Origin of the sequence: Sphingomonas sp. Sphisp66 (assembly GCF_047324325.1) — a bacterium.
GTDB lineage: Bacteria > Pseudomonadota > Alphaproteobacteria > Sphingomonadales > Sphingomonadaceae > Sphingomonas.
In genome coordinates, this window is record NZ_CP168508.1 from 738,378 (window position 1) to 751,635 (window position 13,258).

Below are 13,258 nucleotides of genomic sequence, written 5' to 3' on the forward strand. Positions count from 1 at the left end.
TGTAAATTCCGGGGAAGGGTAAAGGCCCTCCCCTAACCCCTCCCGCAAGCGGGAGGGGAATTGGAGAGAAGTGAAATGGCACGCGTAGCATTTATCGGCCTGGGCAATATGGGCGGCGGCATGGCCGCGAACCTTGCGAAGAAGGGGCATGACGTCCGCGCCTTCGACCTGAGCCAGGACGCGCTCGACAAGGCCAGGGCCGCCGGCTGCCTGCCCGCCGCCAGCGCGGTGGAAGCAGTGGACGGCGCAGAGGCGGTGATCACGATGCTGCCCGCCGGCCGGCACGTGGAGGCCACCTACACCGACGTGCTGCTCGACCACGCCGCGCCCGGCGCGATCCTGATCGATTGCTCGACGATCGACGTCGACACCGCCCGCCGCGTCGCCCAGGCGGCGACCGAGCGCGGGCTGATGGCGGTCGACGCACCCGTCTCGGGCGGCATCGCCGCGGCCAATGCCGGCACGCTCACTTTCATGGTCGGCGGCACCGAGCAGGCGTTCGGCCGCGCCGAGCCGTTCCTGGCGGACATGGGCAAGGCGGTGATCCATGCCGGCGGCAGCGGCGCGGGGCAGGGGGCCAAGATCTGCAACAACATGATCCTCGGCGCGACGATGGTCGCCACCTGCGAGGCCTTCGCGCTGGCCGAGAAGCTCGGGCTCGACGCCCAGCGCTTCTACGACATTGCCTCGGTCAGCTCGGGCCAGAGCTGGTCGATGACGAGCTATTGCCCGGTCCCCGGCGTCGGCCCCGAAAGCCCCGCCGACCGCGACTATCAGGGTGGCTTCGCCGCGCCGCTGATGCTCAAGGACCTCAAGCTCGCGCTTGAAGCCGCCGCCAGCGTCGGCGCGAACGTGCCGATGGGGACGCGGGCGGAGGAACTCTACCAGGCGTTCGTCGATGGCGAGGGCGCGGGACTCGATTTCTCGGGGATCATCAAGACGTTCAAATAGTAGCCGTCATCCCGGCGAAAGCCGGGATCTCATGCGGCTCCTTCCCCGCGCCATCGCCTGAGATCCCGGCTTTCGCCGGGATGACGGTAGGGGGAGCTCCGAGACGGCGGTAAGGGGAGATTTAACGCCTCCGTGCGCATACTCCCCGCATGCGCCTGCCCATCCTCTCGGCTCTCGCCCTGATCGCCGCGCCTGCTATCGCCCAGCAGCAGCGAGCAGCCCCCTTCGTCATCGCCGAGACCGGCCAGGGCTTCGCGCATCTCGACGATGCCGTGAGCGCGGTCCGCGACGGCACCGCGACGATCCTGATCGCGCCGGGCACCTACCGCGAATGCACGGTGCAGACCGGCGGCAAGATCACCTTCAAGGCAGTCCAGCCCGGCACCGCGATCTTCGAGAAGCAGGTCTGCGAGGAAAAGGCCGCCTTCGTCCTGCGCGGCCGGGGCTCGGCGGTGGACGGCGTGGTCTTTCGCGGCTTCTCGGTGCCCGACGGCAACGGCGCCGGCATCCGCATCGAGATGGGCGATCTCACCGTCACCAACTCGATGTTCCTCGACAGCCAGGAAGGCATTCTCGGCGGCGGCCACGAGACGGTGCGCCGCATCACCATCGATCACACCACCTTCGCCGGGCTCGGCCAGTGCGAGACCGAGAATTGCAGCCATGCCATCTATCTCGCGGTGGACGGCGACGTGATCGTCACCAATTCGCGCTTCGAGCGCGGCACCGGCGGCCATTACGTCAAGCTGCGCGCGCGCCGGGTGACGATCACCGGCAACAGCTTCGACGATTCGAAGGGCAACAAGACCAACTACATGATCGACCTGTCCGAGGGCGGCACCGGTTCGATCACCGGCAACACCTTTGTCCAGGGGCCGCGCAAGGAAAACAGCTCGGGCCTGATCGTGGTCGCCGCGGAGGGCCGGACCTATCCGTCGACCGGCCTGCGCATCGAAGGCAACACCGCCACCCTGGCCCCCGGCGCCCCGCCGAGCCCGGCCTTCGTCGCGGACTTCACCGGCCAGGTGGGACCGCTCGGCCAGAACGACCTCGGCCCCGGCATCCGCATCTTCGAACGGCGGCGGTAACTTTTTCAAAGCCCCTCCCCTTCAGGGGAGGGGGCTTAAGTTAGATCACTTGCAGGTGTCGCCCTGGCCGGCATCCAGGTCCAGGCAGCGCCCGTCGATCGCCACCGGCACCGGCACATGGATCATCGCCGCCAGCGTCGGCGCGATGTCCACCGTCTCCACCGACAGCGGCTGCTCGAAGCCGGTCATGCCCTTGCGCCAGAACAGGATCGGCACGCGGCGGTCATAGTCCCAGAAGCTGCCATGGGTGGCGATCGAGCCGCCCTCGGTGCCGGCGATCGGCGTCACGCGCGGCTTGAGCGCGATCACCAGGTCGCCCGAGCGCTGCGGATCGTACGAGGCGCGGGCGCGCTCGAGCAGGCTCCAGGTCTCGGGCGGGGTATGGACGATCGGCGTCGCTGCGATCTGGGCGCGGGTGAACACCGCCTCGACCTGCGGATTGGCGGTCCAGCGCTTGATCGCCTCGGCCTGCACGCGGACGCGGTCCGCCTTGCTCAGGTCGGGCGCCAGATAGACGTCGCCCGAATTGCCGCCGACCAGCACCGCGCCCTTGATGTTCAGCGCCGCGCCGATCTCCTTGCCCATCGTCTTGGCGTCGAGCCCCTTGGCGATGCGCGCCGCCATCGGCGCGGCATGCTCGCGGTTGCGCTCCGGCATGTCATGGCCGCCATGGTCGGCGGTCAGCACCACGGCATAGTCGATGCCGGTCTTGTCGAGCACCGCGAACAGCTTGCCCAGCGTCTGGTCGAGCGAGAGCAGCTGCAGGCACATCTCGCTGCCCTCGGTGCCCAGCGTATGGCCGACATAGTCGGTGGCCGAGGCGCCGACGATCAGCAGGTCGGTATGGCCCGACTGGCCGAGCTTCATGTCGGTGGCGAGGCCGGCGGCGGTCGCCACGATCGCCTCGTCGAACTCGGGCGAGGCCCGGAAGGCGATGCTGTTGCCCGCCGCGCGCGCGAAGCGGCCGGCGCCCACGCTGCGGCTGGGGTTGAGTTGGAAGGCGCGGCTGCGCGCCTGGCAGAAGGGCGGCAGCTCGAGCGGCTCCTGCGCCTCGCCGATGCGCTTGGCCACGTTCGCGTTCATCCGCGTGACCATCGCCGGCTCGGCGCGGCCGGCATAGGAGACGAACGCCTTGCCGTTCCACCACCAGATCTCGTCGGTCTTGTGCCCGCCCATCATCACCGCGGCGCGGTCCTTGCCCGCCACCGAGACGACGCGGCTCTGCGGATCGGCGAGCTTCATCCACTCGCCCAGCGTCGGCACCTTCAGATGCTTGTCCGAGACGGTGTAGCTGTTCGAATTGCTGCCGGGCACGCTCTCGTCCTCGGCGCAATAGACGGTCTTGTCTTCGCGCGGGGCGCTGAAATCGGTCCAGTCATTGGCGATGATGCCGGTCTTGGCCGGATGGTCGCCGGTCAGGATCGTCGAGTGGCCCGGGCAGGTCTCGGTCGCGGCATGGCTCTGATAGCCCGAGGGAAAGACCGCGCCGGTCATCAGTCGCGCGAAGCCCGCGCTGAACTGGGCGCGATATTCCGCGAACAGGTCGGCCGAGAACTGGTCGACCGAGACCACCACCACCAGCGACGGCGCGGCGCGCGGCGCCTCGGAGGGGACGATCTGCGCCGGCGGGGTCTCCTGCGCGGCGAGCGGGGCAGCGGCGAGCAACGCGACGGCTGCCGCGAGCGGACGGAACGACTTCATGCTTTGGCCACCTCCGGCGTGTGCAAATCCTGCCGGGCTGCTATTGGGCCAACAGCTCTTCCACGGCAAGGACGCTCCATGGCGACGGTTCGTTTCGGATTGATGGCGTTGATGTTCTGGTTGTTTGCCGGCGTGGCGATGGCGCAGGCGCCCGGCGAACAGCATGTTCGAATCGATCTGGTGGCGGAGAGCGACCGCCCCGCGCCGGGCAGCGAGGTCACGCTCGCGCTCGACTCGGTGCCCGAGAAGGGCTGGCACGCCTATTGGCTCAATCCGGGCGATGCTGGCCTGCCGGCGCGCGCCGAATGGACGCTGCCCCAGGGCGCCAGCGCTGGCGACTTCCGCTATCCGGTGCCCCAGCGGCTGATGATCGCCGGGCTGATGAACTATGTTTACGAGGGCCCCTTCGCGCCGCTGGTGACGCTCAAGGTCCCTGCCGATGCAAAGGGTGCGTTCCCGATCCGGCTGAAGCTCAGCTATCTCGTCTGCACCGACGCGATCTGCGTGCCAGGCAAGGCGGACCTTTCGACTGTGCTCCAGATCGGGGACGGCAGCGTCGCGCCCGATCGCCGCGCCCGCTTCGATGCCTGGCGCGCGGCGCTGCCCAAGCCGCTCGGTTCGGAAGGCACCTATCAGGTTACGGGCAAGGCGCTGCGCCTCGCCGTGCCGTTCCCCGCTGCCGCCAAGGCGGAAGGCGAGGGCTATTTCTTCCCGGCCACCCACGGTGCGTTCGATTATGCCGCCCCCCAGAAGGTGGTGCGCGACGGTGACCGGGTGGTGGTCGATACCGCGGGCGTGAAGTCGGTCGGGCCGATCGAGGGGCTGCTGGCGTTCGGCAAGCAGGGCTTCTGGGTGCGCGCGGTGCCGGGCACGGTGCCCGCCGCTGCCGGTGCCGCACCGGCGGCGCAGCTGCCGTGGAGCGGCGCGGTCCTGGCCTTTCTCGGCGCGGTGCTGGGCGGGCTGATCCTCAACATCATGCCCTGCGTCTTCCCGATCCTCAGCCTCAAGGCGCTGAGCCTCGCCAAGGCCAATGCCGAGGGCGGCAGCCCGCGTGCCGAGGCGCTGGCCTATACCGCGGGCGTCATCACGGTCTGTCTGGCGCTGGGAGGTGTGCTGCTGGGGTTGCGCGCAGGCGGCGCGGTGCTGGGCTGGGCCTTCCAGCTGCAGGACCCACGCGTGATCTTTCTGCTTCTGCTGCTGGTCACCGGCATCTCGTTCAACCTTGCCGGACTGTTTGAGCTGTCCGCGCCCGGCTTCGTCAACCGCGCGGCGGCGCGCGGCACCGGCGGTGCCTTTGCAACCGGTGCCCTGGCGGCATTCATCGCCACGCCCTGCGCGGGTCCGTTCATGGCGAGCGCACTCGGCGTAGCACTGGTCCTTCCGTGGCCCGCGGCGCTCGCCGTGTTCGGCGGACTCGGCCTCGGCATCGCATTGCCCTTCCTGCTGCTCGGCTTCATTCCTGCACTCCGCCGGTTGTTGCCCAAGCCCGGTGCCTGGATGGAGACGCTGCGCCATATCCTGTCGGTGCCGATGTTCCTGACGGCGCTCGCGCTCGCCTGGGTGCTGGGGCAGCAGGCAGGGGTACCGGGCATGACGATCGGGCTGGCCGCGGCGCTGCTCGCAACGCTCGGCCTGTGGTGGACGGGCCTGCGCCAGCGCAAGGGCAAGGCGCTCGCCTGGGCGCCCGCAGGGGCGCTGTTGCTGATCGCTATCAGCGCGATCGCCTTCGTCCAGGCAGCCCCGCCGGAGAGCAAGGCGGTGTCCGGCGGCGAGAAGTTCAGCGAGGCACGGCTTGCCGAGCTGACCGCGCAGGGCAAGCCGGTCTTCGCCTATTTCACCGCCGACTGGTGCCTCACCTGCAAGGTCAACGAGAAGGCGGTGATCGAGACCGCCGCGGTCGAGAAGGCGCTGGCCGACAACAAGGTCACGGTGCTGGTCGGCGACTGGACCAGTGGCGACCCCGCGCTCGGCCGCTTCATCGAGCGGCACAATCGCGCAGGCGTTCCGCTCTATCTGTGGTACAAGCCGGGCGAGGCCGAGCCGCGAGTCCTGCCCCAGATCCTCACGCAGGACATGCTGCGCGACCTCGCAAGCGGGGGCTGAAGAGGAGAGCGAAGATGATTCATCGCATGCTGGTCGGTGCCGCGGTCGTCGCGGCGGGTATCGCGGCCGCGCCGCTGATGGCCGAGCCCGAGGTCGCCGCCACCGTCCCCAATTTCCGCGCCCTCGACATGACCGGCAAGGTCGTCGATCTCTCCGCCTATCGCGGCAAGACCGTGGTGCTCGAATGGAACAACCCCGGCTGCCCCTTCGTGAAGAAGCATTATGGCAGCGGCAACATGCAGAAGACCCAGGCCGCGGCGACCGCGCAGGGCGTGGTCTGGCTGACGATCAACTCGGGCGCGCCGGGCCAGCAGGGCCATATGACCGGGCCCGAGGCACAGAAGTTCGTGGCGGGCGCCAAGGCCAAGCCCACCGCCTATCTGCTCGATCCCAAGGGGCTGGTCGGCAAGGGTTATGGCGCCAAGACCACGCCGCACCTGTACATCATCGATGGCAAGGGCCAGCTCGCCTACAAGGGCGGGATCGACGACAAGCCGACCGCCGACGTCGCGGACATCGCCGGCGCCCGCAACCACGTCCTCGCCGCCCTGGCCGAGATCCGCGCGGGCAAGCCGGTTTCGGTGCCCGAGACGCGCCCCTATGGCTGCAGCGTCAAATACGCGACCTGACGTCATAGCTACTGCCCCCTTGTGCAACGCAGCAAAGCGATGCAGCATGGAACCCGTCGATAATATCGGCATTTGGGAGGCGCATGGGGGCACCGGGAGCGTTCGACGAAATCTGGGGGCATGGCGGGCCTGAGCGCCCGCGCGCCGAATTCGCTGCGCTGTCGCAGTGGCTGGCCGAGACCGATGCCGCCGAGCTCCAGCGCCGCCAGCAATCCGCCGAGGCCGCGTTCCGCCAGCTGGGCATCACCTTCGCGGTCTATGGCGATACCGAGGCGGCGGAGCGGATCATCCCGTTCGACATCGTCCCCCGCGTGTTCCTCGCCGGCGAATGGCAGCGGCTCTCGGAAGGGCTGGTCCAGCGGGTCGAGGCGATCAACGCCTTTCTCGAGGACATCTACGGCGAGCGGCGGATCCTCAAAGAAGGGATCATCCCGCCCGAGCTGATCTACCTGAACGAGCAGTTCCGCGCCGAAGTCGACGGCGTCCGCCCGCCGCACGGCGTCTGGGCGCATATCTGCGGGATCGACCTGGTCCGCACCGGCCCGGACGAGTTCTTCGTGCTGGAAGACAATGCCCGCACCCCCTCCGGCGTGTCCTACATGCTGGAGAATCGCGAAGCGATGATCCGGCTCTGCCCCGAGCTGTTTCGCGATTTCCGCGTGGCGCCGGTGGATAGCTATCCGGACATGCTGCTCAAGACGATGCAGTCGGTCGCCCCCGGCAACAATCCCAAGCCGGTCTGCGTCGTGCTCACCCCCGGCCATTTCAACTCGGCTTATTACGAGCATTCGTTCCTCGCGGACTCGATGGGCGTCGAGCTGGTCGAGGCGGCGGACCTGGTCGTCGATGACGATGTCGTCTGGATGCAGACGATCGCCGGCCGCGTGAAGGTCGACGTCATCTATCGTCGGATCGACGACGACTTCCTCGATCCGCTCGTCTTCCGCCCCGATTCGATGCTCGGCGTCCCCGGTATCATGGCCGCCTACCGCGCGGGCAACGTCGCGATCCTCAACGCGCCGGGCAACGGCATCGCCGACGACAAGGCGATCTACAGCTACATGCCCGAGATCGTCCGCTTCTATTCGGGCGGCGAGGCCAAGCTGCCCAATGTCGAGACCTATCGCTGCCGCGAGCCGCAGGCGCTGAAATATGTTCTCGATCGCCTGCCCGAGCTGGTGGTGAAGCTGGTCGATGGCTCGGGCGGCTACGGCATGCTCGTCGGCCCCACCGCGACCAGGGCCCAGATCGAGGAGTTCCGCGCCGCGCTGGTCGCCGAGCCCCACCGCTACATCGCCCAGCCGACGCTGGCGCTCTCCACCGTGCCGACCCTGGTCGAGCAGGGCCTCGCCCCGCGCCATGTCGACTTCCGCCCCTTCGTGCTGACCGGCAGCGACGGCGTCCGCGTCGCGCCGGGCGGGCTCACTCGCGTCGCGCTGCGCGAAGGCTCGCTGGTGGTCAACTCCAGCCAGGGCGGCGGCACCAAGGACAGCTTCGTCCTGCTGGACGACGGGGCATGAGGAGGCCGCTCACCCATTCCTCCCTCGCTCGCAGAGCGGGGGAGGGGGACCGCCGGCGAAGCCGGTGGTGGAGGGGGCATGGCCACTGGCGCCCCGCTCGTGGTGAGGCCCCTCCACCACGCCGCTGCGCGTCGTGGTCCCCCTCCCCCGCTTCGCGAGGGAGGATTTCCCATGCTGATGCTCTCCCGTACCGCCGCCGCGCTCTACTGGCTCGGCCGCTATCTCGAGCGTGCCGACTTCATCGCGCGGCTGGTCGAGGCGACGATCCGCCTCGATGCGCTCTCCACCCGCCCGGCCGGCGAGGCCGCATGGCAGAGCGCGCTCGCCGTCACCTATACCGACGAGGCCTTTGCGCTCACCGGCCAGGAGCTGACCCAGGCCAGGGTCGCCCGCTTCCTCACCCTCGATGACAGCCATCCCGGCTCGATCGTCCGCTGCCTCGATCGGGCGCGCAACAATGCCCGCGCCGTGCGCACCGCTCTCACCCGCGAGGCCTGGACCGCGATCAACCGCGCCTGGCTGCTGTTCCAGAACCGCCAGACCACCGGCGGCGCCACCGCGACACTCAACCTGCTCGAGCAGGTCAAGGGCGAGACGCGCGGCTTCGAGGGCGCGATCCACCGGATGATGCGCAACGAGGCGACCCTGCTGATCCAGCTCGGCGCCGCGATCGAGCGCGCGGACAACACCGCGCGGCTGGTCGACGTGAAGTACCACCTGCTCCTCCCTGAGGGCGAACAGGTCGGCGGCGTGGTCGATCGCGACCAGTGGAACACGATCCTGCAGACCGTCTCCGCGGTGAACGCCTATCGCTGGCTCTACAATGACGGGCTCCAGCCGGCGAACGTCATCGACCTCCTGATCAGCCGCGCCGAGCTGCCGCGCAGCCTTGCCGCCTGTGTCGAGGAAGTCGTCGCCCTGCTCAACGCGCTTGCCAAGCGCACCGGGCTGCAGGGCGAGGCGGACCGCATGGCCCGTGCCCGCATGGCCCGCGCGCAGAAGACCCGGACCCATGACGTGATCGTCTCCGGCCTGCACGAGCATCTCGAGGCCTTTGTCGGCGAGAATGCCCTGCTCGACGGCGCGATCGCCCGGCAGTTCAGGTTCATCTAGGAGCCGGCATGCGCATCGCGATCGAGCACCGCACGACCTATCGATTCTCGGAGCCCCAGGCGCGTATCGTCCAGATGCTGCGCCTCACCCCCTGCGACACCCAGGACCAGACGGTGGTGAGCTGGCTGGTCGGCGTCGATTGCGACGCCCGGCTGCGCGACGCGAGCGACGGCTATGGCAATGCAGTGACCATGCTCTACGCCGAGGGCCCGATCGAAGCGCTCGACATCACCGTTACCGGCGAAGTGCTGACCAGCGAGTCCAGCGGCGTGGTTCGCGGGTCGATGGAGCCGCTGCCGCCGCTCTATTATCTGCGCGCCACCCCGCGCACCAAATCGAGCGACGCGCTGTTCGCCTTCGCGGCCGACAGCCTCGGCACCGGCAGGGATCCGTTGGAACAGCTCCACGCGCTCAACGCCGCGCTCCACCAGCGCTTCCCTTGCGTGCCCGACCTGCCCGATGCCGGCTGCACCGCCGCCAAGGCGTTCGAAGGCAGCCGCAAGGTCAGCTCGCGTGACGTCGCCCAGATGTTCGTCGCCGCCGCGCGCGGCCTCGCGGTGCCGGCGCGCTACGTCTCGGGCTACCGCGCCGAGGAGGCCGCGCGCTCGGCCCCGCATGCCTGGGCCGAGGCGCATGTCGAGGGGCTGGGCTGGGTCGGCTTCGATCCCTCGACCGGCCTCAGCCCGAACGAATCCTATGTCCGCGTCGCGATCGGCCTCGATGCCAGCGGCGCTGCGGCGACCGGCGGGATGCGGATCGGCCAGGGCCAGGAGCAGCTGGCGGTCGATCTCCATGTCGACCAGCTCGGCGTCGAGGAGTGAGCTGAGCAGCACCGGGGAACGATCCCGCCTAACCCAGGTTGGTGCCGGTACTTCTCGAACAGGGGGTGGGGTGCCGATCCTCTCCATGCGTCCGGCCGCTCTGGCCTGCCTGATGGTCATGGCCGCGTGCCGTCCCGCTGCTCCCGCGGGCGCGCAGGCCGATCCGTCCGTCCACCAATCCACCTCTCCGGCGCCTCCGGTCGCGGCGGCTGACGCCCAACAGGTCGATCCCGAAAAGCTGTTCGCCGAAAACGACCGCGCGATCGCCGAGAACAAGCGGATGATCGATGCGCTGCAGGGCTATGCGAAGGCCGATCCCGACAAACTCGCGTGCCTGCGGACCCAGTGCCAGCAGAAGCTCGGCGTCCCCTACGACGGCGGCGGCGCGGCGAAGATCTTCAACTGCATCCGCGATTCATGGTGACGGTAATGGCGTGTAGCCGAAGCGGGTAGTTCCCCTCCCTGCAAGGGAGGGGCTAGGGGTGGGTTAGGAAAGGCCGGGCTCGATGCCCGGCTTTTCCTGTTCAACTGGCGGCTGGCTGGGCTCGCTGCGCTCGCAACCCACCCCCGGCCCCTCCCTTGCAGGGAGGGGAGCTAGGATATGGCGAACGTAGCGCCCTTAAGCGAAGGCCGAAGCGTTCGCCGGCACCGGCATCGAGACGGCCATGTCCTCGTCTTCCAGCAGCGTCCAGCCATTGGGACCTAGCACTTCGATCGGGCGGTAGCGCGTCTTGTACGCCATCCGCTCGCTGCCCTTCACCCAATAGCCGAGATAGACATAGGGCAGGCCAGCGGCCTGGCTGCGCAGGATGTGCTCCATGATGATGAAATTGCCCAGGCCCGGGCGGCTTTCCTCATCGGCCAGGAAGAAGCTGTAGATCATCGACAGGCCGTCGGCCTGCTGGTCGGTGATGCAGGCGCCGACCAGCCGGCCGCGCTCGCCGTTCACCGAAGGCTCGCGATACTCGATCACATAGGAGCTGACCGGCGACTGCTCGACCATGTCGGCATAGTCGTTCTCGTCCATCGCCGCCATGCCGCCGCCCGGATGGCGGGCGCTGAGGTAGCGGTGAAGCAGCGCGAACTGCTCCTCGGTCGCCCAGGGCTTGCAGGCAGTGATTTCCAGGTCCGAATGGCGCTTCAGCAGCTTGCGCTGGCTGGCATTGGGCTTGAACTCGTCGGCGACGACGCGGACCGAGACGCAGGCGGTGCAGCCCGCGCAGCTCGGCCGGTACGCGACCGACTGGCTGCGGCGAAAGCCGATGCGGCCCAGCGCGTCGTTCAGCTCGCCGGCATGCTGGCCCGAAAGCTCGGTGAAGATCTTCCGCTCCTGGCGGCCCGGCAGATAGGGGCAGGGCGAGGGGCTGGTGACGAAGAACCGCGGAAAACGGGAAAGTGCAGTCACCCCAAATGCCCCTTTGCTCCGGCCGTAACTTTGGCCCGATGCAAAGGACTATGCTGCGGATCTCGAAGGATGAAAAGCTGCTTTACCATGAAAGAGAGTTAACGATTCACCACTTCCTCGGTGAGGGCGTGCGTTAACCATCGGGCCGCGGGATACGCTGCCGATAAAGCGAAATCTGCCTGGTGCGCCGATCATATCGAAGGCGGTGAATCGTGTGAATCCAGCGACGACTCGGTTCGTCGCACGTGCGATTCGTTTCGTCGGTTTATCGCGACTCGCGGACTCCTGCCGAGTCGCGTGGATTGGGCCCTCTAAAGCCCCTCCTCTTCAGGGGAGGGGCTTTAGTAGTTGCAAAATAGGATTCCGCCTGCTTGGCTCAGCCGCCTTTGGACCGCTCTTTGACCCGTAGGAAATATAGGAAGCGCCGCGCGCACGGACGTTGCGCCACAACCGACGCGCACTCCCTTCAGTGCACGACCTTCGCAATCTTGGCCGCCGAAAAGCCAGGCTTTGGCGTGTACTTCGTGTCCTTTGCCGAGTCCCGCCGCGCGCCGCGATAGGAAGCGTCAGGCAAGCTCGACCAGCTGCACCTCGTACTGGGCCCGGCGCAGCGCGGTCATCAGCCGGTCGAGATGGTCGCGGTCGCGCGTCTCGCACTCCACGTCCAGGCTCAGGCCCTTGGCGGGAAGGTTGGTGAAGATGCGCTGGTGCGACAGCTCGAGGATGTTGACCGAGAGCTGCTCGAAGATCTGCGCCACCTTGTAGAGCGCGCCCGGCCGGTCCTGCAGGCGGATGCGCAGCCGCGCCATCCGGCCCGAACGGGCGAGGTCGCGCAACAGCACATAGGCGAGCAGGCGCGGGTCGATGTTGCCGCCGCACAGGATGATGCCCACGGTCTTGCCCTTGAAGCGCTGCGGCTCGGAGAGCAGGGCGGCCAGGCCGGCGGCGCCGGCGCCCTCGACCACGGTCTTCTCGATCTGGAGCAGCAGGCTGACCGACTCTTCCAGCCGGCGCTCGCTGACCAGCATGATGTCGTCGACCAGCGCCTCGACCAGCTTGGACGTGATGCCGCCCGGCTCCTTCACTGCGATGCCCTCGGCCAGCGTGTCGCCGGCGCAGGGCATGTCGGTGTGGTGCACCCGGTTGTACATCGACGGGTAGAGCTCGGCCTGCACGCCGATCACTTCGATGTTGCGCCCGTCGGACTTGGCGACCGTGGCGCAGCCCGAGATCAGGCCGCCGCCGCCGATCGGGATCACCAGCGTGTCGATCTCCGGCACGTCCTCGAGCATCTCGAGCGCGACCGTGCCCTGGCCGGCGATGATGCGGGGATCGTCGAACGGATGGACGAAGGTGAAGCCATGCTCCGCCTCCAGCTTGCGGCTATGCGCATAGGCAGCGTCGAACGTCTCGCCTTCCAGGATCACGTTGGCGCCGTGATGCTCGGTCTGGGTGACCTTCACGATCGGCGTGTTCTTGGGCATCACGATCGTGCTCGGGATGCCGAGCCGGGTGGCGTGATAGGCCAGGCCCTGGGCATGGTTGCCGGCCGATGCGGCGATCACGCCCTTGGCGCGCGCCGCCTCGTCGAGCTGGAGCAGCGTGTTGAGCGCGCCGCGCTCCTTGTAGGCGGCGGTGAACTGCAGGTTCTCGAACTTGAGATAGACCGTCGCGCCGGTCAGCTCCGACAGCGTCTTGCTCACCAGCGTCGGCGTCCGCACGATCTGTCCCATGACGCGCTTCTGCGCGGCTCGGACGTCATCGATCGAAACGGACAGCGGCGTGTTCGCCGGGAGGGTCTTGGTGGCCATAGAATCGCCCGCCTAGACCATCTGGGGGCAGGGGGAAACCACGCTTCTGCAACGAAAGCCATGTTCGGGGGGCATGAAGGCACGCCATCTGGCGCGGCGGGGGAACAGGCCCTATG

11 protein-coding genes are annotated in these 13,258 nt (G+C 68.2%); 8 read left to right on the top strand and 3 right to left on the bottom strand.

What is annotated here, in order from left to right; genetic code table 11:
• Positions 1 to 75 precede the first annotated feature (75 nt).
• Both mmsB and ACEN8G_RS03610 read left to right on the top strand, forming a co-directional pair.
• Positions 76 to 951 (top strand): 3-hydroxyisobutyrate dehydrogenase, encoded by an 876-nt coding sequence (gene mmsB / locus ACEN8G_RS03605; protein WP_413414853.1) that lies wholly within the window; start codon positions 76 to 78, stop codon positions 949 to 951.
• A 149-nt stretch (positions 952 to 1,100) separates the two neighbouring features.
• Positions 1,101 to 2,039 carry a right-handed parallel beta-helix repeat-containing protein gene (locus ACEN8G_RS03610; protein WP_413414854.1) on the top strand — a complete coding sequence of 313 codons (939 nt, stop codon included), beginning with the start codon at positions 1,101 to 1,103 and terminating at the stop codon, positions 2,037 to 2,039.
• Positions 2,040 to 2,084: 45 nt separating this feature from the next.
• Here the strand turns inward: ACEN8G_RS03610 and ACEN8G_RS03615 are convergent, their stop codons facing one another.
• Positions 2,085 to 3,740, bottom strand: coding sequence for an alkaline phosphatase family protein (locus ACEN8G_RS03615; RefSeq protein WP_413414855.1), 1,656 nt, complete (start codon positions 3,738 to 3,740; stop codon positions 2,085 to 2,087).
• 78 nt (positions 3,741 to 3,818) lie between these two features.
• Between ACEN8G_RS03615 and ACEN8G_RS03620 the strand changes: the two genes are divergently transcribed.
• The 6 genes from ACEN8G_RS03620 to ACEN8G_RS03645 all read left to right on the top strand — a co-directional run bounded on the left by ACEN8G_RS03620 (position 3,819) and on the right by ACEN8G_RS03645 (position 10,350).
• The gene (locus ACEN8G_RS03620; protein ID WP_413414856.1) at positions 3,819 to 5,843 is read left to right on the top strand and encodes a protein-disulfide reductase DsbD family protein; all 2,025 of its coding nucleotides are present in this window, start codon (positions 3,819 to 3,821) and stop codon (positions 5,841 to 5,843) included.
• Positions 5,844 to 5,857: 14 nt separating this feature from the next.
• Complete coding sequence (locus tag ACEN8G_RS03625; RefSeq protein WP_413414857.1) at positions 5,858 to 6,472, top strand: redoxin domain-containing protein; 615 nt, start codon at positions 5,858 to 5,860, stop codon at positions 6,470 to 6,472.
• An 83-nt stretch (positions 6,473 to 6,555) separates the two neighbouring features.
• Positions 6,556 to 7,992 carry a circularly permuted type 2 ATP-grasp protein gene (locus ACEN8G_RS03630; RefSeq protein WP_413414859.1) on the top strand — a complete coding sequence of 479 codons (1,437 nt, stop codon included), beginning with the start codon at positions 6,556 to 6,558 and terminating at the stop codon, positions 7,990 to 7,992.
• Positions 7,993 to 8,169: 177 nt separating this feature from the next.
• Positions 8,170 to 9,105, top strand: a complete 936-nt coding sequence (locus ACEN8G_RS03635; RefSeq protein ID WP_413419293.1) for an alpha-E domain-containing protein — start codon at positions 8,170 to 8,172, stop codon at positions 9,103 to 9,105.
• Positions 9,106 to 9,113: 8 nt separating this feature from the next.
• Complete coding sequence (locus ACEN8G_RS03640) at positions 9,114 to 9,926, top strand: transglutaminase family protein (protein WP_413419291.1); 813 nt, start codon at positions 9,114 to 9,116, stop codon at positions 9,924 to 9,926.
• Between the two features lie 70 nt (positions 9,927 to 9,996).
• The gene (locus ACEN8G_RS03645) at positions 9,997 to 10,350 is read left to right on the top strand and encodes a hypothetical protein (RefSeq protein ID WP_413419289.1); all 354 of its coding nucleotides are present in this window, start codon (positions 9,997 to 9,999) and stop codon (positions 10,348 to 10,350) included.
• Positions 10,351 to 10,545: 195 nt separating this feature from the next.
• Here the strand turns inward: ACEN8G_RS03645 and ACEN8G_RS03650 are convergent, their stop codons facing one another.
• Positions 10,546 to 11,331, bottom strand: a complete 786-nt coding sequence (locus ACEN8G_RS03650; RefSeq protein WP_307118089.1) for an arginyltransferase — start codon at positions 11,329 to 11,331, stop codon at positions 10,546 to 10,548.
• Between the two features lie 566 nt (positions 11,332 to 11,897).
• Complete coding sequence (locus tag ACEN8G_RS03655; protein WP_413418042.1) at positions 11,898 to 13,142, bottom strand: threonine ammonia-lyase; 1,245 nt, start codon at positions 13,140 to 13,142, stop codon at positions 11,898 to 11,900.
• Between the last annotated feature and the right edge of the window lie 116 nt (positions 13,143 to 13,258).